This is a genomic window from Aeromonas veronii bv. veronii, from assembly GCF_000820225.1.
GTDB classification, from domain to species: domain Bacteria; phylum Pseudomonadota; class Gammaproteobacteria; order Enterobacterales; family Aeromonadaceae; genus Aeromonas; species Aeromonas veronii.
This window is the reverse complement of the sequence record NZ_CDDK01000040.1, coordinates 24,851-45,578: the sequence shown is the minus strand read 5'-3', so window position 1 is coordinate 45,578 and position 20,728 is coordinate 24,851. Positions and strand designations below refer to the sequence as shown.

Annotated in this window: 15 protein-coding genes and 1 pseudogene; 10 read left to right on the top strand and 6 right to left on the bottom strand. The window is 57.3% G+C overall.

Annotation, left to right across the window (positions count from 1 at the left end):
- From BN1139_RS16630 to BN1139_RS16595, 8 genes and pseudogenes are all read left to right on the top strand, one after another.
- A pseudogene (locus BN1139_RS16630) lies at positions 1-292 on the top strand (VWA domain-containing protein); the annotation flags it as partial.
- Positions 283-1,734 (top strand): VWA domain-containing protein, encoded by a 1,452-nt coding sequence (locus BN1139_RS16625; RefSeq protein WP_013723779.1) that lies wholly within the window; start codon positions 283-285, stop codon positions 1,732-1,734. The pseudogene BN1139_RS16630 and the gene BN1139_RS16625, both read left to right, overlap by 10 nt.
- 20 nt (positions 1,735-1,754) lie before the next feature.
- Positions 1,755-3,266 carry a BatD family protein gene (locus BN1139_RS16620; RefSeq protein WP_005351715.1) on the top strand — a complete coding sequence of 504 codons (1,512 nt, stop codon included), beginning with the start codon at positions 1,755-1,757 and terminating at the stop codon, positions 3,264-3,266.
- A 13-nt stretch (positions 3,267-3,279) separates the two neighbouring features.
- A complete protein-coding gene (locus tag BN1139_RS16615) occupies positions 3,280-3,879 on the top strand; it encodes a sigma-70 family RNA polymerase sigma factor (RefSeq protein WP_005333245.1) in 600 nt (199 codons plus the stop codon).
- Positions 3,872-4,651 carry a DUF3379 domain-containing protein gene (locus BN1139_RS16610; RefSeq protein ID WP_005351710.1) on the top strand — a complete coding sequence of 260 codons (780 nt, stop codon included), beginning with the start codon at positions 3,872-3,874 and terminating at the stop codon, positions 4,649-4,651. Before BN1139_RS16615 ends, BN1139_RS16610 begins: the two co-directional genes overlap by 8 nt.
- 402 nt (positions 4,652-5,053) lie before the next feature.
- On the top strand, positions 5,054-6,334 hold the full coding sequence (locus BN1139_RS16605) for an outer membrane protein transport protein (protein ID WP_005351698.1): 1,281 nt from the start codon (positions 5,054-5,056) through the stop codon (positions 6,332-6,334).
- 252 nt (positions 6,335-6,586) lie between these two features.
- Entirely contained in the window at positions 6,587-7,855 is a 1,269-nt protein-coding gene (locus BN1139_RS16600) for an OmpP1/FadL family transporter (RefSeq protein ID WP_005351697.1), read from the top strand.
- A gap of 115 nt (positions 7,856-7,970) precedes the next feature.
- Positions 7,971-9,194: an EAL and HDOD domain-containing protein gene (locus BN1139_RS16595; protein WP_005351696.1), complete on the top strand. Its 1,224-nt coding sequence runs from the start codon at positions 7,971-7,973 to the stop codon at positions 9,192-9,194.
- Here BN1139_RS16595 and BN1139_RS16590 read toward each other — a convergent pair.
- Positions 9,191-10,366: a thiolase family protein gene (locus BN1139_RS16590; RefSeq protein WP_005351695.1), complete on the bottom strand. Its 1,176-nt coding sequence runs from the start codon at positions 10,364-10,366 to the stop codon at positions 9,191-9,193. The genes BN1139_RS16595 and BN1139_RS16590 overlap by 4 nt on opposite strands.
- 122 nt (positions 10,367-10,488) lie before the next feature.
- On the opposite strand from BN1139_RS16590, the gene BN1139_RS16585 reads away from it, so the two are divergent.
- Positions 10,489-10,881, top strand: coding sequence for a MerR family transcriptional regulator (locus BN1139_RS16585; RefSeq protein ID WP_005351693.1), 393 nt, complete (start codon positions 10,489-10,491; stop codon positions 10,879-10,881).
- A 106-nt stretch (positions 10,882-10,987) separates the two neighbouring features.
- Here the strand turns inward: BN1139_RS16585 and rplY are convergent, their stop codons facing one another.
- From rplY to BN1139_RS16560, 5 genes are all read right to left on the bottom strand, one after another.
- Positions 10,988-11,275, bottom strand: coding sequence for a 50S ribosomal protein L25 (gene rplY / locus BN1139_RS16580; protein WP_005333252.1), 288 nt, complete (start codon positions 11,273-11,275; stop codon positions 10,988-10,990).
- Positions 11,276-11,391: 116 nt separating this feature from the next.
- Positions 11,392-12,270: a hypothetical protein gene (locus tag BN1139_RS16575; protein WP_005351685.1), complete on the bottom strand. Its 879-nt coding sequence runs from the start codon at positions 12,268-12,270 to the stop codon at positions 11,392-11,394.
- Between the two features lie 95 nt (positions 12,271-12,365).
- Positions 12,366-16,265 (bottom strand): ATP-dependent RNA helicase HrpA, encoded by a 3,900-nt coding sequence (gene hrpA / locus BN1139_RS16570; protein ID WP_005351683.1) that lies wholly within the window; start codon positions 16,263-16,265, stop codon positions 12,366-12,368.
- Positions 16,266-16,505: 240 nt separating this feature from the next.
- A complete protein-coding gene (locus BN1139_RS16565) occupies positions 16,506-16,928 on the bottom strand; it encodes a CBS domain-containing protein (protein WP_005333273.1) in 423 nt (140 codons plus the stop codon).
- A 120-nt stretch (positions 16,929-17,048) separates the two neighbouring features.
- The gene (locus BN1139_RS16560; protein ID WP_005351681.1) at positions 17,049-18,326 is read right to left on the bottom strand and encodes an HD domain-containing phosphohydrolase; all 1,278 of its coding nucleotides are present in this window, start codon (positions 18,324-18,326) and stop codon (positions 17,049-17,051) included.
- Between the two features lie 844 nt (positions 18,327-19,170).
- Here BN1139_RS16560 and BN1139_RS16555 point away from each other — a divergent pair.
- On the top strand, positions 19,171-20,709 hold the full coding sequence (locus tag BN1139_RS16555; RefSeq protein ID WP_223849303.1) for an arylsulfatase: 1,539 nt from the start codon (positions 19,171-19,173) through the stop codon (positions 20,707-20,709).
- The last annotated feature ends 19 nt before the right edge of the window (positions 20,710-20,728 follow it).

Below are 20,728 nucleotides of genomic sequence, written 5' to 3'. Positions count from 1 at the left end.
GGCCGATCCCAGCAGCGAACTGGACGAGCCGCTCCTGAAAGAGCTGGCACAGACAGGCCAGGGACGTTACTTTCGGGCACGCACCCAGAGCGATCTCGATACCATCAACGTGACTCTCAATGCCCTTGAACCTGCCCCCATGCCGATTGCCCAGTACCAGCCGGTGATCGAGCTCTACCCCTGGCCGTTGGCACTGCTTTGTGGCTTGTTGCTTCTGCCGTCAGGGCACGGCAGGCTGGAGTTTCGCATGGTGCGTAGCTGGCTGACACGAGGTGCACGCAGATGGATCTGATCTTGCTCCGCCCCCTGTGGCTGATCGCACTCATCCCCTGGCTCTGGCAAGGGTGGCGCCGTCGTCGCCAGCCCCCGCTGCTCGCACCTGCAATGCAGGCTTATCTGCTGCCAGCATCCCGTCCTCAGCGCCCCTGGCTCTGGCTGGCAACCCTGCCCGTCATTTTGGCCCTGAGTGGACCGGCATTGCGCGGTGAGCTGCAACAGCAGCCTGCAGCACCGCTAGATATCTGGCTACTGGACTTGTCACGCTCGATGACCGCCACCGATCTCAAACCGGATCGGGCAACCCGGGTCAGATGGCAGTTGCAGCAGCTGCTGAGCCGCGCCAAGGGCGAGCGCATTGCGCTGATCCTCTACGCAGGCGATGCCTACCTCGCCATGCCGCCAACCCGGGATCATCAGGCCCTTTCGCTGCTGCTGCCCGACTTGCGCCCCGATATCATGCCGCTGCAGGGCAGCAACCCGGCACGGGCGGTGGAACTTGCCATGACGCAGCTGGCCCCTGGAGAACAAGCGCGTCTGCTGCTGATCACCGACGACCTCACCCATAATCAGATGACCCAAATCGCCGCCCTGTGGCCCTGCCAGCAACGCCTTCTTTGCCGCGACACCCAGTCGGCACGCCTCGATATTCTGCTTGCCAACAGCGGTCAACCGGCCCCCATGCCCGCCATTCCGGCCAATGAGTTGGGGTTTGCCACCCGCATGCCCGCGCAGTTGCCCGCCCCCGATAGTCAGGCCATTGCCGCACTGGCCAATCGCCTCGGCGGTGAGCTGCAATGGCTTGGCAGCGATGTCCCCCACTTTGCTCCCCTCCCCACCACGACCTCGGCCCTCACCCCGGCGCCACTGGATCTTGGCCCCTGGTTGCTAATCCCCTTGTTACCGCTCGCCTTGCTGGCCAGAGTCGGCGCCCGGTTGATGGTGGCGCTGATGTTGGGAGCTCAGCTGCTTGCGCCACAAGATCTGCAAGCAACAGAGAGGGGGGATCTGCAAGCGATGCAGGCTTATCAAGAGGGGGATTTTCAGCGGGCAGCCCGCACCTTCAACGATCCAGTCTGGCGCGGCAACGCCTGGTATCGAGCTGGCGCCTACCGGCCAGCCATCGCAGCCTATCAGGAAGCAGAGAGTGCCACCGCCCACTACAACCGCGGCAATGCCCTGCTGCAACTGGGGGAGTTTGCCGCAGCCAAAGAGGCCTATCTGGCCGCTCTGGCACTTGAACCCGGCCATGAAGATGCGCTCTATAACCTCTCTCTGTTACAGGGCGCAGCGGCGGCCGCTCCCGATACCAGCAACAGCAAGCAGCCCAAGCCATCGGCTGAACAGCAGGCAGCAGCAATGCCCCTGCCCCCCTCTCCCCCTGTGTTGCTGCTGGAGCAGCGACTGCGCAAAGAGGCACTACGCCGGGATCTGATCAAGGTGGAGGAGCCCTGGTGACACGGGCAGGATGGGGGTTGTTGCTCGCACTCGCGAGTCCACTTTGCTGGGCTTTGCCCCCTCGGGCAGAGCTGCTGCCGGGGGCCGACCCCAGCGATTGGCTGCTGATCATCGAAGCGGATGGCGAGCGCCAGAGCAGCGAGCTGGAGATCACCCCCCTACTGCGCCAGTTTGCAGTGGGCAGAGTGACCATGAGCCGGGTCACCACCCCGGTACAACAACTGACTCGCTGGCAGATCCCGCTGCACCAGAGCAATTCACCCGCAAATACAGAGGTGGTGATTGCCCCGCTCAAGCTCGGAAATGAGTTCACTCCCTCGCTCACCCTGCCATTGAGAGAGGAGAAAACAGCGGCGCTGCCGCAACCCGCAGCCCCCTCACCCCTCGAGATGCAGGCCAGCCTTGATCATCAGGGCCCGCTCTATCCCGGCCAGCCGGTGATCTACCGCCTGACTCTTTGGCTGCCCACCAGTATGCAAAACCCGGCGCTAAGCGAGCTTAGCTCTGCCCACTTCACCATCCGTCGCCTCGGTAGCGACGAGCGGATCGCCCCCGCTCAGGCAGGTCTGCCCGGCAGGCTCACCCGCAGCTGGCTCGTTCAGGCAAAAGCGCCGGGACTCTGGCACCTCGACTCACCCCGCTTGCAGGGGCAGCTCACGCCGCAAGGGGGCAAGCCGCAAAAACTCTCGGCCCGCGCGGCACCGCTCGAGGTGAGGGTGGACAAAGCCCCTGCCACGCCGGTGGCCACCCGACTGACCCTGAGCCAGCGTCTTGAACCGGCCACCACGGGGGAAGTGGGTGAACCGCTGATCCGGATCCTCACCCTGACCATGGAAAATGGTGACAGCGGCCAGATACAGCTTGCCCCCCTGATGGCCCATCAACTGCCAAGCGGCATACAGGCACATCCCGATGGCGAGCAACAGCAGGAGCGTTACCGTGATGGCAAGCTGTTGTTTGAGCGACAGTGGCGCCAGACTCTGGTCGCGGAGCAGAGCGGCGACTATCAGCTCCCCCCCATTGATTTGCCCTGGTTTAATACCCAAAGCAGCCGGATTGAACAGGCCAACCTGCCCGCCATTACGCTGACGTTTCAGGCAACGACAAATCGGCAACCTGATCAGCAGACATCGCAGGTGGCTCTGCGAGAGAGCCTTTGGTGGGTCGTGCTGGCCGTGGCGCTGCGTGCACTATGGCGCCACTGGCCCCGCTGGCGCGCCTTCTATCAACTGCAACGTGCCCTTGCCCAACAACAGCCGGATGCCAGTCGCAAGGCGCTGATCAAGTGGGCGACCATGCGCTGGCAGGTCTCCTATTATCAATTAGGCCAGTTGCCTGAGGCTGGGCATAATCGGCTCGGCAACGGGCTAGCCGCACTCGAGCGAGCCTGTTTTGCACGGCCCTCTTCTGGCCCGCCCATCGAGTGGCGCGCTCTGGCGCGTACCCTCAGGGCTGATGAAACGGCCGGTATTGCGTACCTGATTTACCTGCTGGCGCACGGGAGTTCCCGCTCCCGCCGCCACGCCCCCTGACAAGGATTGCCCAATGGCACTGCTGTTTTTTAGAAAAAAACGTGCTCAGCAGCATATTGGTGGAAATGATCCGGCCACTTCGCCGGTCTCTGATCCCATGGCTGACAAACAAACCAAATTTGAAGCACTGGTTCATGCGCTGCACGGCGATCTCTACCGATATGCCTACTGGCTGACCAGGGATCCCAACGTGGCGGAAGATCTGGTGCAAGAGACCTTCCTGCGTGCCTGGAAGGCTATCGACACCCTGCAGGATGACAAGGCGGCCAAAGGGTGGCTGATCACCATCCTCAGACGGGAGAACGCCCGCCGCTTTGAACGCAAACAGCTGGAGCTGGTGGATCTCGACGATCACCCTCAACCCCAGCACGATGCGCTGCACAGTGAACAGGAGATGGAGAACGAGTGGTTGCACCGTCACATCGCCCGATTGCCCGAGGAGTACCAGGAGCCACTGCTGCTGCAAGTCGTGGGAGGATTCAGTGGTGAGGAGATTGCCGAGATGCTCGGCCTCAACAAAAACACCGTTATGACCCGCCTGTTTCGCGCCCGCAACCAGATCAAGGAGGCGATGGAGCAGAAGAACCAAGCAAGAGGACACGGACATGGATGAACTCGAATTTCGCCGCAACGCCATGATCCAGCCCCACGATCAACTGCCGGATTTTCTCAAAGCTGCTGAAGCCAGCCAGGCCAATCGGAACTATCTCGACGAGATGAAGCAGTTCGACAGAACCCTCAAGCGCACCATGCAGGTAGAGGTCCCCGCCGGACTGGTCGAGCGGGTCCTGCTCAGGCAAGCCATGCAGCAAGACAGTGACGCGCCAGATGATTTGCCGCCATCCCGCCCCCTTGGCACGGCGCCGGTCAAGATCCGGACATCAACATCCTGGCGCCAGATCGCCCTGGCTGCATCGGTCGCCTTCCTGCTGGGAATGAGCACCCGCTGGATCACGCTGCCAGAAACGGCTCCTGCGGCCCTCTCCCTCGCACAGGTGGCGATGGCTCATGTCTATGGCGAAGAACCCTTTATTGAAGGTGTCGATGAACAGGTCAATCTGCATAACATCAATGCCAAGATGGAGAAGTATGGCGCCACCTTAAGCGGGATGGATGGGCTCAAGGTGACCTATGTCAATCACTGCTCGTTTTATCAGGGACCAGCCTTGCACATGGTGATCCAGGGAAAGATGGGGCCAGTCACTCTCTTTTTAGTGCCCAAACATGTGCCATTAACCCTGCAACAGGCCACCTTTGAAGATGGCACCCTCAAAGGGGAGATAGTCCAGCTCAAAGGCGCCAATATGGTACTGATTGGCGAGATGAGAGAGCCACTTGCCCCCGTTGCCAACGCCCTGCAGTCACGTCTGCAGTGGGACATTTAACATCGCCGGTTAACAACCTCAGATCCATCCTCAATAGCAGGTGGCGGTCACCAGCCGCTGCCTGTTCTCCCCCTGATTACTCCTCTTTGTCACTCATTTGCCTCAAGATTTCGAAAAATTGACAAAATTATTTTTGTGACGGAGATCGGCAATCCAGGTCAATAATCCACCTTTAGACCCTCAAAATGATGAATTAAACAGCAAGTTAAAACAAATGATTAACACATCGATCACTTTTATGTATTCTGCTGTCACTGGTCTGATTTCTTACCTCCTACCAGATCCATAGAATCACGCCAGAATTGATTGGGAAGAAGCTGAAATAAAAACGGATTTTGTCGAGGTTTGCATTGAACGTGCAGCCAATATCGGCAAAAAAATCTGCCTACAAGAGAGAACACCATGACGACAACTATTTTCAAGAAGAGCCTGATTGCCGCCACCATCGCGCTGGCCACCGGTCAAGTCCATGCCGCGGCATTCCAGTTGAACGAGCACTCGGCCTCCGGTCTGGGTCGCGCCTATGCCGGTGAAGCAGCTATTGCCGACAACGCCTCCGTTCTGGCCCGTAACCCGGCCGCCATGACCACCTTCGACAAGATGGCAGTTTCTGTCTCCGGCACCTACATCAAACCGGATGTGGATGTGGAGGGAACTATTCCTTTGCGTGGCGTAAGTGCCAGCCAAGATGACATTGCACCAGCAGCCTTTGTGCCAGCCTCATATTTTATCCAACCAATTAATGACCAGTGGGCTTGGGGTATTGGTCTCTTCTCCAACTACGGGTTGTCTACCGAGTACGATAAGAGTTTCAACGCAGGCTCTGGAGCAGGTGACACATCCCTTGTTACGTTCAACATAAACCCCAACATTGCCTACAGAATCAACGAGCAATTCAGTATCGGTGCTGGAATTAATGCAGTTTATGGCGCTGCTGAGTTGAATCGCTTCAACGGAGATTTGATTCCTCAGTTACCTAATGCGACTCGTGTTTCTCACATGAAAGGAGACACTTGGGGCTTCGGTTGGAACATTGGTACACTTTACGAAATTAACGAAAATAACCGCTTGGCACTAACCTACCGTTCACAGGTTGACATGAGCTTTGACGGGGATTACTCGAATGACCTCCCTGCGATTGCTGGCGGCTTGGCCGGTAGAACGATTGACGGCAATCTTAAGCTCGATTTGCCAGCACAAGCAGAGTTTGCTGGTTACCATCGTCTTAATCAGCAATTTGCAGTTCACTACTCCGTTAACTGGACCGACTGGAGCGCATTCCAAGAACTGAAAGCAACCTCCAGCAGTGGTGCAACGCTTTTACAAAAAGACGAGAAGTTTAAAGACTCAACTCGTTATGCGATCGGCGGAACTTGGTACATAAACCCAGTTTGGGAAGCACGTCTAGGCTTTGCTTATGACAAAACTCCAATCGAAGCTGAGTATCGCAGCTTGAGCATTCCAGACTCAGATCGAATCTGGTATAGCGCTGGTACAACATACCACTTCAACCAAGATATGAGCTTGGACTTCGGCTTGACCTATATCGATGGCAAGAAAGTTGATGTAGATGAAAGCTTGGGTGCGACTCATGGTCCTGCAAGCCTACAAAACCCGCATTGGGTTGGTACTTCACATGGTGATGCATTCTTAGCATCTGTTGGCTTCAACATGAAGTTCTGATTATTGATAGAATTGAAAGAGCGCCGCCAGGCGCTCTTTTTTTATCCGCAAAAGCCAGTTCAGCGCACACATGTAGCACACACGTGTTTATTTTTCTTTTCCAATCAAGCTATTAGAGTGCATCATCCCAGCATTTAATCTTGTTTTATCCAGATACTGGCCATTACCGTTGCCTTACTGGTCATACCATATAAAATCCTGCCTTCATTCATATGACCGATTGAACCTTCGGGTAACAGCAAGGATTTTGCCATGCATCCCATCATCAAACCGTCCGCCATCGCCCTGCTGGTGATCGCGGGTCAGACCCATGCCGCCGGGTTCCAATTGGCTGAACAGTCCGCTACAGGACTGGGACGCGCCTTTGCCGGTGAGGCAGCCATCGCGGATAACGCCAGTGTACTCTCCCGCAATGCAGCAGCCATGACCCGCTTCGATCAGATGGCGCTCTCTGGCGGAGTCATCTATGTCAGTCCTGACGTCAATATTGAAGGCAACACCCGCTTGCCGACCAAAGCCGGTATCGTCACCTCCGATGCCAGTGCACACGATATCGCCGCCGCAGCCTGGGTACCCAACGCCTATCTCATCATTCCACTCAATGAGCAGTGGCGACTAGGCTTCTCGGCAACCTCTTACTACGGCCTTGGCGTCAAGATGCCGGATAACTACAGCGCGGGACACTTTGGCAATGTCTCCGATATCAAGACCATGGATCTGGGTACCTCACTCGCCTATCGCATCAATGAGATGTGGTCAATTGGTGCCGGGATCTCTGCTATTCAGGGCGAAGGAGAAGTCGGTGGCACCTTCCCTTCTCGCAACCTGATCGCAAAACATTTGCAAGGGGATGGCTGGGCATGGGGCTGGAATGTCGGCACCTTGCTGGAGTTGTCCGAGCAAACCCGAATTGGCCTCTCCTACCGTCACGATGTCACTTTGACCCTCTCGGGAGATGCTATCCTGGGCCGACCCAATGCAGATGGCTCCGTTACCGAGATCAGAGATACCGGTAGTCTGGATCTGCCGTTGCCAGCGACGGCAGAGTTGGCGGCGTTCCATCAGCTGACTGACAAGCTGGCTCTCCACGGCAGCCTGAACTGGACCAACTGGAGCAAATTCGTTCAGTTGGAAGCTGATCTCAACAATTTGCAGAACATGCACATCAAGGACGAGCACTGGGAAGATAGCTGGCGCTACGCCATCGGTATGACCTATCAGGTCACTCCCAAATGGCAACTGCGCTCCGGTGTGGCCTATGACGCCAGCCCTGTGCCAGCCGATCGTCGTACCATTTCCATCCCGGATGCCGATCGCCTCTGGTACAGCGTGGGAATGGGGTATCAGTTCACGCCCAACCTGACCGTGGATCTGGGGCTGACCCTGATCGATGGTAAAAAGGTGGATGTCACTGAAAAAATGGAGCTGCAACCGGGTAATCCGATGACGACCTCCACCTTCCAGGGCACTTCTGAAGGGGATGCCTGGCTGGCTGGTGCACAATTGAGCTATCTCTTCTAAATTCCTTCCCTGCAAAAAACGCTATGCCAATTATTGCCTTACTCAATAAGGTGAACACTGGCATAGTGTTCTGCAACACCATAAAATCAACCCAGTACCTTTACTGGAGCAAGGCATGTATTCCTACGTAGCAAGACAGCCGATCCTCGACAGAGACCTCAACACTCATGCCTATGAGCTGCTCTTTCGCGATAGTCTGAATAATGTCTTCCCGAGTATCTCCTCCCAGCAGGCGACGTCACGCCTGGTGGTCGAACAGTTCCTCCAACAAAATATCGATCAGCTGTTGGGAGGCCGCCCCTGCTTTATCAATTTCCCCCACTCACTGCTGCTGGAGGGATTGGCAGAGTGCCTGCCGCCCGAAAAAGTGGTGATTGAGATCCTGGAAGATTCCCCACCGGATGATGCCCTGCTGGAAAAGGTGAAACAGTTGCACAAACTGGGTTATCAGCTGGCACTCGATGACTTCACCATGTCGCCGGATTGGGAGCGCTTCCTCCCCTTTATCAATATCATCAAGTTTGACCTGCGAGCGACATCACTTTTTCAGATCAAGGTGTTTATCAAGCGTCATCAAGCGCTGGGGCTCACCTATCTGGCAGAAAAAGTAGAGGACAAGGCGGAGTTCAAACGGGTAAAACAGCTGGGGATCCAGCTGTTTCAGGGCTTTTTCTTCAGCCGCCCCGAGATGGTCAAACAAGCCACTATGGAGCCGGCGCAAGTCGTGGTGATGCAGTTGCTCAATGTGGTCAACGAGACAGAGCCGGATATCAACAAGATCGAGCAACTGCTCAGCCAGGATATCTCCCTCTCCCTCAAGCTGCTGCGCTACGTTAACCATCTCAAAGGCCACACCAACACTATTTCGTCATTTCGCCAGGCTGCCATCTATCTGGGCAACACCCAGCTAAAGCGCTTTGTCTCGCTGGTGGCCGCGACCAGTGCGGGCAAGGGCAAGAGCGCCGAGCTCTACCAGATGTCGATGATCCGTGCTCGATTCTGTGAACTGTTAGCCCACGCCCACGCTCCGAGCCAGCAGGCACAACAGGCCTTTATCACCGGTCTCTTCTCCCTGCTGGATGTACTGATGGAGCAGCCGATGGACAAACTGCTCGGCACTATCCCTCTTATCGACGATATTCGGCTGGCGCTGCTGGAGCGCAAAGGCAATCTGGGTTTCTACCTCGCGTTTTGTGAAGATTACGAGAGCGCCAACTGGTCGCGGGTAACGGCCAGAACAGCCCGCCTGGGGCTGAGCGAGGATAAGGTGAGTCACCTCTATCTGGCCGCCACCACCTGGGTCACGGAACAACTGCTGGCGATGGAAGCCACCAATTAATTCGGCTCGTCATTCACCTCGACCGCGATAGCGGTCGCCTCCCCGCCCCCGATACAGAGCGCGGCCACGCCTCGCCGCAAACCCCGTTGCCGCAGCGCGGCGATCAGCGTCACCAGAATGCGCGCGCCACTCGCCCCCAGCGGATGACCAAGCGCACAGGCCCCACCATGCACATTAACTTTGTGATGAGGGATGCCGACCCCGCTCATGGCCAGCATGGTGACCATGGCGAAGGCCTCGTTGATCTCGAACAGATCGACCTCTTCCACCGACCATGCAAGACGCGCCAGCAAGCGTGAAATGGCGCCAATGGGCGCAGAGGTAAACTCGGCGGGCAATGCCGCGTGGCTCTGATAACCGACGATCCGAGCCAGCACAGGTACCTGCCAGGCTTGCGCCGTGGCGCCATCCATCAATATCAGCGCCGCCGCACCATCCGAGATGGAGCTCGAATTGGCCGCCGTAATAGTGCCTTCCTTACCAAACGCTGGCTTCAGGGTCGGGATCTTCTCCGGTCTGCCCTTGCCAGGCTGCTCGTCTTCGGCCAGCAACAAGCGATCACCGCGATAGACACTTGCCAGCTCGGATGCAAATGCGCCGGCTTGCTGCGCATCGCGCGCACGCTGCAACGACGCAAGAGCAAACTCATCCATGGCACTGCGGGTCAAACCGGCCTGATCGGCGCTGCGCTGGGCATGCACCCCCATCAGCTGGCCATCATAGGCATCTTGCAAACCGTCGAGGAATAGGTGGTCCAACACCTTTTGATGCCCCATCCGAAAGCCGTTGCGGGCATTATCCAGCAGATAGGGGGCACGGCTCATACTCTCCATCCCCCCCGCGACCACCACCCTGTTGTCACCAAGGCGGATGGTATCCGCCGCCAGCATCACTGCTTTCATGCCGGAGCCGCACACCTTGTTGACCGTGGTAGCAGGCACACTATCTGGCAACTCTGCTTTCAACAACGCCTGCCGGGCTGGCGCTTGCCCCACGCCCGCCGCCAGCACATTGCCCATAAACACTTCATCGACCTGCTCCGGACGCAGCCCACTTTGCTGCAGTGCCGCCTCGATGGCACAGGCTCCCAACTCAGGCGCAGTGACCTCTGCCAATGCCCCCTGAAACGCCCCCATCGGAGTCCGTTTTGCCGCCACAATTGCAATATCCATTTGCCTGCCTCTGTTTGTTACATGGCCATAACATAGGGGTTCTGACGCAATGGAACAAGAGTTGCAGTGCAGTTTACGTTTAGGTAAGGTGCAGACAGGATTTAGTTCGCCAAGAAGTCTGTATGAACAACATGGATGAAGGACGGCGCTTCAGCATCAGTGAGCTGGCCCGGGAATTTGATATTACGACGCGCAGTATCCGTTTCTACGAGGATCAGGGATTGCTCAATCCTGCCAGAGAGGGACAGACCCGCATTTACAGCAAGCAGGATCGGGTTCGCCTCAAGCTCACCCTGCGTGGCAAGCGGCTCGGGTTCAGCCTCGCCGAGATCCGCGAGTTGTTTGATCTCTATGATGCCGACAAGAGCAGCCGCACCCAGTTACAGACCATGCTGGGACTGGTTGAGGAGAAACGGGAGACACTGCAACAGCAGATGGAAGATATCAGAATGGTGCTGCTGGAGCTGGATGCCGCCGAGCAGCGCTGCCAGCAAGCCCTTAGCCAGCTGGGATAACTGCCTTGCGGGCTTATCAGGCAAGTCCCTTCAGCCTGATCACAAGATGTCAGATAGCAAAAAGCCACTCCTGAGAGTGGCTTTTCTTCAACCTGACTGTTCGCTATTAAACGCGAACGAAGTCCAGGTGGATCAGCTTGTAACGTACCGGGTGACGCTGGATAGCTTTCACTTTTACGTTAACTTCTTCACCGTTGATAACCAGAGTCAGTACAGACTCATAGAATTCCGGCTTCTCTTGAGCCAGGATCATTTTCTTGTGGTCAACAGTGATGGACAGGGCTTCTTTGCCTGCACCGTAAACGATGGCAGGAACTTGGTCAGCTTGACGCAGGCGGCGGCTCGCACCTTTCCCCAGGTCAGAACGGACTTCAGCTTGGAATACGAAAGACATAGTATGTATCTCTTTTGGATGAATTTATGGTGCTAACTGCGACCGGTCAGCACCTCGCAAAACGAGCGCGAATACTACCACGGGCCAAATTCGGATACAAGGTACCGACTCTGCATTTAGCGCCTCTGCTCCAACCGGGCGAATTGCTGCTGACGCTGGGCCGGGCTCAGGGCATCAAACCGCGCCAGGGTCTCGGCGCGCGGGCAGTAGAGACCCTCCCCCGTTCTGACTCGAATGCTCTTGCCAAGCCGCTGCTGGTTCTCTGCCACCAGCGCCAGCAAATAGCTGTAGGTATCTGCTCCCTGGGCGCTGGATAACTGATTCGCTATACGCCACAGGGTCTCCCCTGCTGCGACCTGATGACACACGGTTTGTGAACCGCCGGCCGCAGGAGCCGAGAGGGTAAGCATGACGTCACTGCCTGCGGATAAGCTAGCCGTGTGGCTGGCGAGCGCCATATCGGTGCTCGCTACTCCCTCATATCCTTGGGCACCACTCATCCCCGCAGTGCGAAAGGTCACCCCCAGCTGAACCAGTAGAGGTTCGTTCTCGGCGGGGTCGGTGAGCATATCAACACCACCGAACGCGTCTTGGGGTGTACGGAACTCGGCGATAAAGGGCGCGACAGGTTGCGCGTGATAAGCAGGGGACCCACTCCCCTGCTGCACGATTGCAGCGACCTGGCCGGGGGCGACCCCGTAAGCCATCTCGTCGATACGCCGCAGCCTTGCCAGATAGTTTTTGGAGAGCTGCGCCTCCCCCTCGAACAGATCGAAAGGGGGGACCAGCCGGGCGGGAAAGAGGATCTGCCAGCGACCGTGCTTTTGCTTTTGGGCCAGCGGCGGAAACTGATTGCCACGCCAAGCCACAAACATCGCAGGCGGCGTGCGCGCCAGCGGGTAATATTCCGGGTTCAACTGCACCCAGGTTTGTTCCGCGATGGGTTGATAACCGCTGATCACCACCTGCGCCACACTCAACCAGATCCCCAGCATCCTTGCCTCCCTGACTTGCGGTTTGAAGGGGCTACCTGACCGGCAACCCCTTCTCAGCACCCGCTATCATGCTGTTAAAACAGTTAGATAGCAGCTTAGCACTGAGCGATGGCGTTAAGCACCCGTTTATCGGAGACCGGATAAGGGGTCCCCAGATTCTGGGCAAAAAACGACACCCGCAGCTCCTCGATCATCCAGCGAATATTGGCCACCTCGGTGGGAATGAGCTGGGATTTGGGGATCTTGGCCAGCAGCGCCTTGTACTCCGACTCCACACTGTGCACTTTGAGCATGTAGACCCGATCCCGGTTGGGATCGATGGCAAGCTTCTCCAGGCGACGCTCGATGGCGCGCAGGTAACGCAGCAAATCAGGCAACCGCTGCCAGCCGGTCTCGGTGACAAAGCCCTTGTGAATAAGGTTGCCGAGCTGCTGCTGGATATCCGACATGGCAAAAGCGGTGTCGAGCTGCATCTTGCCCTTGAGCCGTTTCTTGATCTCATGGGACAGCGTCAGTACGGCCTCCACCTGTTTGGCTACCTCCACCACCGCATCGTTGAGCTCAGCACGGACAAACTCCTTGAGCGCCTCGAAACCGGCCTCGTCCCAAGCCAGTCCGCCATGCTGCTCGATCAGCTTGTCGCAGCCACAGGCGATACAGTCATCAATCAGCTCCGCCACCTTGCCAAACGGGTTGAAATAGAGCCCGAGCTTGGCCTTGTTGGGCAGCTTCTCCTGCAGATACTTGATGGGGGATGGCACGTTGAGCAGCACCAGCCGGCGCTGACCGGCCCACATCAGCTGCTGCTGCACCACCGGACTCTCCACCAGCTGGATGGCGACCGAATCCTTCTCGTCCACCAACGCCGGATAGGCTTTCACCTCGAACCCGCCGCGCTTCTGGCTGTACTCCTGGGGCAACTCGCCAAAACTCCACAGGGTGAGGCCGGACTGCTCGATGTCATCGTCCGCCACTTGCGACAGGGTCTCCTGCACCTTGCCACGCAGCGACTCTTTCAAGGCTTCCAGATCTTTGCCTTCCGCTACCTTCTTGTGCTTGTCGTCCACCACCCGGAAGGTGAGTTTCAGGTGATCGGGTACCGCATTCCAATCCCAGGATTCTCGGGGCACGGTCACGCCGGTCATGCGGCGCAGTTGGCGCTCCATTTCGTCCAAGAGCGGCCCCTGCTCGGGGTTGATGCTGGCAAGCAGCGCATCGGCATAGTTCGGCGCCGGCACGAAATTCTTGCGCATCGGCTTGGGCATCGACTTGATAAGGGCCACCAACAGCTCGTGGCGCAGCCCGGGGATCAACCACTCGAACCCCTTCACCTCCACCTGATTCAGGAGCGGCAGCGGAATATGCAGGGTCACACCATCTGCCGCCTCACCCGGCTCGAACTGATAGGTCAGCTTGAGCTTGAGGCGCCCCTGCTGCCAGAAGTTGGGGTAGTCAAGATCGCTGATGTGGGCGGCGTCCCCCTTCATCAGCATCTCTTTTTCGAAGTTGAGCAGCTCGGGATCCCGCTTTTGCGCCTCTTTCCACCACTTGTCGAAGTGGCGGGCGGAGATCACCTCCTCCGGCAAACGGGCATCGTAGAAGCGGAACAAGTCCTCGTCATCCACCAGGATGTCGCGCCGACGGGATTTGTGCTCCAGCGCCTCCACCTCGGCCAGGAGCTTGCGATTGTCGCTGAAGAAACGGTGACGGGTCTCGAAATCCCCCTCCACCAAGGCGCGGCGGATAAACAGCTCGCGGCACAGCGCCGGATCGATACGGCTGAAGTTGATGGTGCGCTCATTGACCAGTGTCAGGCCATACAGCGTCACCTTCTCCTTGGCCATTACGGCGCCGTTTTTCTTCGACCAGTGAGGGTCGCTATGGTGCAGCTTGATGAGGTGGCCTGCCAGCGGCTCCACCCACTCGGGCTCAATCTTGGCATTGATGCGAGCGTAGAGGCGCGAGGTCTCCACCAATTCTGCGGCCATCACCCACTTGGGCGGCTTCTTGAACAGACCCGAGGCCGGGAACAGGTGGAAACGGCCGTTGCGGGCGCCAAGGAACTCGGGCTTTTCCAGATCCTTGTTGCCGATGTGGCTCAAGAGGCCGGTCAGCAGGGCACAGTGCACCGTCTTGAAATCCGCCGGTTCATGGTTGGCTTTAAAACCCAGCTCCTTGACCGTCTGACGCAGCTGGAAATGGATGTCCTGCCATTCGCGCACCCGCAGATAGGAGAGAAACTCCTTCTGGCACATGCGGCGGAATGGATTGCTGCCAAGGGCATCCTGCTGCTCTTTCAGGTAGTTCCACAGATTGACGAAGGCGAGGAAGTCGGAATCCTTGTCCTCAAAGCGCCTGTGCTGTTCGTCGGCGGCCTGCTTCTTCTCCATGGGCCGCTCGCGGGGATCCTGAATGCTGAGGGCCGCAGTGATCACCATCACCTCGCTCAAGCAGCCGGTCTGCGCCGCGCTGATCACCATCTTCGCCAAACGCGGATCAAGGGGGATGCGCGAGAGCTGGCGACCGGTCTCGGTCAGCTGCAACTTGGCTTCGCGCTCGCCGGTGGCGGGCAGCTCGCGCACCGCCTCCAGCTCTTTCAAGAGAGTCAGGCCATCCTTGATATGGCGCGACTCTGGTGGCTCGACGAAGGGGAAAGCCTCCATATTGCCAAGGCCGAGCGCCAGCATCTGCAGGATGACGGAGGCCAGGTTGGTGCGCAGGATCTCGGGGTCGGTGAAGGCAGGGCGGCTGTTAAAATCCTCCTCCGAGTAGAGGCGGATACAGATGCCGTCCGCCACTCGGCCGCAGCGCCCTTTACGCTGGTTGGCACTGGCCTGGGAGACCGGCTCGATGGGCAGGCGCTGCACCTTGGTGCGCCAGGAGTAACGGCTGATGCGGGCGGTGCCCGGATCGATAACGTAGCGGATGCCCGGCACCGTCAGCGAGGTCTCCGCCACGTTGGTGGCGAGCACGATGCGCCGTCCGGCGTGTTGCTGGAACACCTTGTTCTGCTCGGCGTTGGAAAGACGGGCGTAGAGCGGCAGCACCTCGGTATCGCGCAGGTTGAGCTTGCGCAAGGCATCGGCGGTATCGCGGATCTCCCGCTCGCCGTTCATGAAGATAAGGATGTCCCCCAGCCCTTCGCGTGCCAGCTCTTCCACCGCATCGAAGATCCCCTGCAGTTCATCGCGCTCTTCCAGCCCTTCACTCTTGTCACTGGTGAGTGGACGGTAGCGCACCTCCACCGGGTAAGTGCGGCCGGAGACCTCGATCACCGGCGCCTTGTTGAAATGGCGGGAGAAACGTTGCGGGTCGATAGTGGCCGAGGTGATGATCACCTTGAGATCCGGGCGCTTGGGCAGCAGTTGCTTGAGATAGCCCAGGATGAAGTCGATATTGAGGCTGCGCTCGTGGGCCTCGTCAATGATGATGGTGTCGTACTGGGTGAGCATCCGGTCGTTCTGGATCTCCGCCAGCAGAATACCGTCGGTCATCAGCTTGATGTGGGTCTGCTCGCTCACCTGATCAGTAAAGCGCACCTTATAACCCACGTAGTGGCCGAGTTCGGACTCCATCTCCTCGGCAATACGGGCCGCCACGGTGCGGGCTGCCAAACGGCGTGGCTGGGTGTGGCCGATAAAGCCCTTCACCCCGCGCCCGAGCGCCAGACAGATCTTGGGGATCTGGGTGGTTTTGCCCGAGCCTGTTTCCCCTGCGATGATCACCACTTGATGCTCTTGAATGGCCTTGGCGATCTCAGCCTGCTTCTGGCTGACCGGCAGGTTGTCCGGATAGGTGACCTTGGGCACTCCGGCCAGACGGGTTTGATAACGCGCTTGTGCGGCATCCAGATCGGCGGATATGGTCTCCAGCACGGCGGCCTGTTTGCCTTCAGGCAGCTTCTTGACCCCGTGCAGACGGCTGGAAAGGCGGCGGGCGTCGAGGTTCATGCATGCAGAGAGACGGCGGCGCAGCGCCTCGATAGAGAGAGACAAGGTACGAATTCCTTAAATAGGTGCCCAGAGGGGCCATATCGATTAGCTGCGAGCGATCCTAAAGAGCGAGCGGGAACGGTGCAAGCCTTAACGTAGCGTTATATATGGGAAGACAGAGAGATTGGCCGATCCTCAAACATGACAAAACAACCATTGTAAGATGGCATAATATGAATAAATCTCAGTATATGAAATAGTCAAGGCAAGCCGAAGCTTGCCTTGGGAGAGAGGAAAACAGGGTTAACCGTGGGTGTGATGGACAAAACAGGTGGTGAGCTGGGCGTGAATGGCCTGCATGACGTTGTGGCGATTGATGACCCCGAGCAGACGCCCCTCCTCCACTACCGGATAGATCTTCGGCTTTTGCCCCATCATCATCTCCGCCAGACTCAAAATGCTGGTATCGGGTCCCACCGACAACACCTCCTTGCGCATCACATCCTTGACCTGCGCCACCTGTTCGCAGTGATAGGCCTCTTTAAGCAGCACTGCGATGCAATCCTGCTCGGAGATCCAGCCAATCAGATGGCCCTGCCCATCCACCACCGGGCCACCGAGCTGATGACTGTTCAGAAATTTCTCGACCGCAGCTTGCACCATCATGTCGGCAGTGAAGGTGATGGGTCTGCTTTGCATATAATCCTTGGCTTTTAGCGATTCCATATCTGATCCCCTACGGTAGTCTATCAAGCTGGCGTCTTGTGCGCCGGTACCGGCACCATGCTCGGCTTGTTCCAAGCATAGCTGGCTCGCGGCGGTATGAGTCAGCGGCCAGCCTCTCCCTCAATTGATGGCATGATCAGGCTCGCGATCCGGAATGGCTGCCATCATCATCTGCGGCAGGTGATCGGCCAGCACCGCCACCACAGCGGGATCGACCCGCCCCTGATCCGCCAGTTGCTGCATAAAGGTCAATGCGTCACGGGCAGGCAGACCGCGGCGATAAGGTCTGTCCTGCACCATGGCCTGAAAAATATCGGCGACCCGCAGGATCCGCGCTTCTAGCGCCATAGCGGATGCCGGCAGGTGGAACGGATAGCCCTCCCCGTCAGGCTCCTCATGGTGATAGGCCGCCCAGCAGGCAATCTCCTCAAACCCTTCGATGTGGCGCAGGATCTGGTAAGTCTCGAAGCTGTGGGAATTGATGATGGCCCGCTCCTCTTTCGTCAGGCTGGCAGGCTTGTCGAGGATCTCGTCCGGCACCCTGAGCTTGCCCAAATCATGAAGCAAACCGGCGATCTCCAGCATGTCACAATGGATGGCACTGACTCCCATCTGCTCGGCCAATGCCCGAGACAACCTGCTCACACCGAGTGAATGCGTCATCGTGAATGGACTTTTGGCGTCGACAATGCCGGAGAAGATCTGCGCCAGCGCTTTAAGCTCCCCGTTGAAGGTCAGGCAAGGCTCCCGCACCTGCAGCATCTCCAGCATGTAATCATTGATGGAGCGCGCTTCCAGCTGCAGCCAAAATGCCTCAGAGCGAGACGCCTTGAGGAAGGCATCCACCAGCTCGGGGGCAAAGAACTCGTCACGGAAATCCTGCAGGCGTGCGCGGATCTCGTTGGTATGCATCAACAATGAACCATCGCCATAGTAGGGCGCCGCCAACGCATCGCAGCGATCCACCAGAAAGATAAGGTTGGCCTGACGGGCCACATTGAGGTCCACATCGGCCATCTCGCGCAACAGGTGCCAGTGGGTGTGGTGATAACGGATAGGCAGGGCCAATGGTGCCAGCAAACGGAAATCCTTGAGCAGCTGATATCCCACCTCGCAGTGGCGCTGGGAGGACTCCCAATCGAACTCGCTGACCAGATGGTGATGGGTGATGGTCGAGGAGACACCGATATCATGCAGCACCCCGAGCTCGAACAGCAGACAGCGTTCGGCCTCACTCATTCCCAGCTCCCGGCTGCACTCGGCAGCCATAATCCCGACCCGTTTACCGTGGGCCACATCGCCAATGCCCACCAGATCCAGCGAGGCTGACAGGGCATACACCACCTGCCTTAGATCCACTTGCAACGAAAAGGGGGCTACGCCCTGCGCTCTGTCCATGATCCGGGTCCCATGCGATGTTGTCGTATCAAACTGGCGCTGTTTTATGCCTCGCCTTCTATCAACTTAGTCAATAGCCGAGCCTTTTACCTTGTTTTTATAGGCATTTATGACCCTAGCACCTTGAAAAGACAAAGATCACAGCTGGATTTATTTGGCCACTCCCATGCAAGTCATATTTACTCGTTCAAAAATATGCAAGTAGAATTTTTAAATCTCGCGATGAGATTGTGAGCAATTTTAAAAACTCATGTCTGAGCGAAACAATCAACACCCCAACTTTACTTAATTATGACTTAATCAGAATTAAAGAGTGCTCGACTTGCCAGTAAGATATTTGAATAAAGGCACACCACAATGCTCATAACAGCTCTCATCCCCTAAATTGATTAGCCGAACTGTGAACTCCATCACCCATTTATTCGCCTTGTCGCCATCGATAGCGGTAGACACCTCCGCCTTCTGGATAAAGCTTCCCATGCTCGCTCCAGCCCACCCGATAGCCTGCGACCGAAAGGTTGGAGAAAAAATATCGGATAACCAGCGGTTATATTCGCTATAAGGCGACAAGGATAAACGGGATTTATAGAGTGAAACTGTTGAAAGCTGATTTCCAAGCGGCGGTTAACTCGGGCTATTCAGGTCATATCACTCTTTGCAGGTCATAACGACAGCGATAAAGGGGAATGTGCCCATCCGGGTATTCCATCCCCTCCAACAGCCTGCACGGGATGATATTTCCACCGCGTTAAACGCACGCTGCTTTCATCGCCCATTTTGTGTACCAATTCACATCAGATTAGGAGTGGAGCCAATAATGGCCATTCAAATAAACAAAATAGCAATGAGCCTTGCCTTAATGGCCACCGCTGGTAGTGCCACAGCAGCCGCCAAGCCCAATATTCTTGCCATCATGGGCGATGACATCGGCTACTGGAACATCAGTGCCTACAACCAGGGAATGATGGGCTACCAGACCCCGAACCTGGACAGGATCGCCAATGAAGGGGCCCTCTTTACCGATCACTACGGTCAGCAATCCTGCACCGCCGGCCGTGCCGCCTTCATTACCGGTGAAGAGCCATTCCGTACCGGTCTGCTGACCATCGGCATGCCCGGCTCTACCCACGGCATTCCGGATTGGGCCCCCACCATCGGTGATCTGCTCAAAGAGCAGGGTTACATGACGGCTCAGTTCGGCAAGAACCATTTGGGCGATCAGAACCAGCATCTACCGACCAAGCACGGTTTCGACGAGTTCTTCGGTAACCTCTATCACCTGAACGCGGAAGAGGAACCGGAAACCTACTACTACCCGAAAGATCCGGAGTTCAAGAAGAAGTTCGGCCCACGCGGCGTCATCAAATCTTCTGCCGACGGCAAGATTGAAGATACCGGCCCCATGACCCGCAAGCGCATGGAGCATGCTGACGAAGAGTTCCTCGAGTCCTCGCTGGCGTTCATGGAGAAAGCAGTCAAGGCCAAGAAGCCCTTCTTCATCTGGCATAACGCCACCCGCATGCACGTCTGGACCCGTCTGCAAGAGAAGTATCAGGGTAAATCCGGCGTCAGCATCTATGCCGATGGCATGCTGGAGCACGATGATCAGGTGGGGATCCTGCTCGACAAACTGGACGAGCTGGGGGTCGCCGACAACACCATCGTGATCTACACCACTGACAACGGCGCCGAGACCGTCAGCTGGCCGGATGGCGGCACCACCCCATTCTACGGCGAAAAAGGCACCACATGGGAAGGCGGGATGCGGGTTCCGCAACTGGTTCGCTGGCCAGGCGTGATCAAGCCAGGCACCAAGGTCAACGCCATGATGGCCCATCAGGACTGGATGCCGACGCTGTTGGCCGCTGCCGGTGTACCGGATGTGAAAGAGAAGCTGGCCAAGGGCTACAAGGCCAACGGCAAACAGTGGCGGGTGAAACTGGACGGTTACAACTTCATGCCGTACCTCGCAGGAAAAGCCGACACCTCCCCGCGCAACTCCATGCTCTACTTCTCCTCAAACGGCGAACTCAACGCCGTGCGCTGGAATGACTTCAAACTGAACTTTGCCACCATGGAGGGCAACATCACCGACGCGGCGCGTGTGACTCCAAACTGGCCGCAGATCATCAACCTGCGCGCTGACCCGTTCGAGAAGGCACCGCATGAGTCAGGCATGTATCTGCGCTGGATGGCAGACAACATGTGGCTGTTCGTACCTGCACAGGGGATCCTGAAAGAGTTCTTCGACACTCTGCCCAACTATCCGATGCAACAGAGCTTCCAGATGAACCCGGCCAGCATTAGCTCCCAGAGCCTGATGCTCAAGGGCAAACTGGCAGAGCTGGATGCACTCAAACAAAAAGTCGCCACCATCAAGTAAGGCGGTGACTCCAACGCCC

Coding starts and splice junctions, on each gene's coding strand:
- BN1139_RS16595 (WP_005351696.1), top strand. CDS start 7,971: ATGTATTCCTACGTAGCAAGACAGCCGATCCTCGACAGAGACCTCAAC.
- BN1139_RS16600 (WP_005351697.1), top strand. CDS start 6,587: ATGCATCCCATCATCAAACCGTCCGCCATCGCCCTGCTGGTGATCGCG.
- BN1139_RS16625 (WP_013723779.1), top strand. CDS start 283: ATGGATCTGATCTTGCTCCGCCCCCTGTGGCTGATCGCACTCATCCCC.
- BN1139_RS16555 (WP_223849303.1), top strand. CDS start 19,171: ATGAGCCTTGCCTTAATGGCCACCGCTGGTAGTGCCACAGCAGCCGCC.
- BN1139_RS16590 (WP_005351695.1), bottom strand. CDS start 10,366: ATGGATATTGCAATTGTGGCGGCAAAACGGACTCCGATGGGGGCGTTT.
- BN1139_RS16575 (WP_005351685.1), bottom strand. CDS start 12,270: ATGCTGGGGATCTGGTTGAGTGTGGCGCAGGTGGTGATCAGCGGTTAT.
- BN1139_RS16585 (WP_005351693.1), top strand. CDS start 10,489: ATGAACAACATGGATGAAGGACGGCGCTTCAGCATCAGTGAGCTGGCC.
- BN1139_RS16610 (WP_005351710.1), top strand. CDS start 3,872: ATGGATGAACTCGAATTTCGCCGCAACGCCATGATCCAGCCCCACGAT.
- BN1139_RS16565 (WP_005333273.1), bottom strand. CDS start 16,928: ATGGAATCGCTAAAAGCCAAGGATTATATGCAAAGCAGACCCATCACC.
- BN1139_RS16615 (WP_005333245.1), top strand. CDS start 3,280: ATGGCACTGCTGTTTTTTAGAAAAAAACGTGCTCAGCAGCATATTGGT.
- rplY (WP_005333252.1), bottom strand. CDS start 11,275: ATGTCTTTCGTATTCCAAGCTGAAGTCCGTTCTGACCTGGGGAAAGGT.
- BN1139_RS16605 (WP_005351698.1), top strand. CDS start 5,054: ATGACGACAACTATTTTCAAGAAGAGCCTGATTGCCGCCACCATCGCG.
- BN1139_RS16560 (WP_005351681.1), bottom strand. CDS start 18,326: ATGGACAGAGCGCAGGGCGTAGCCCCCTTTTCGTTGCAAGTGGATCTA.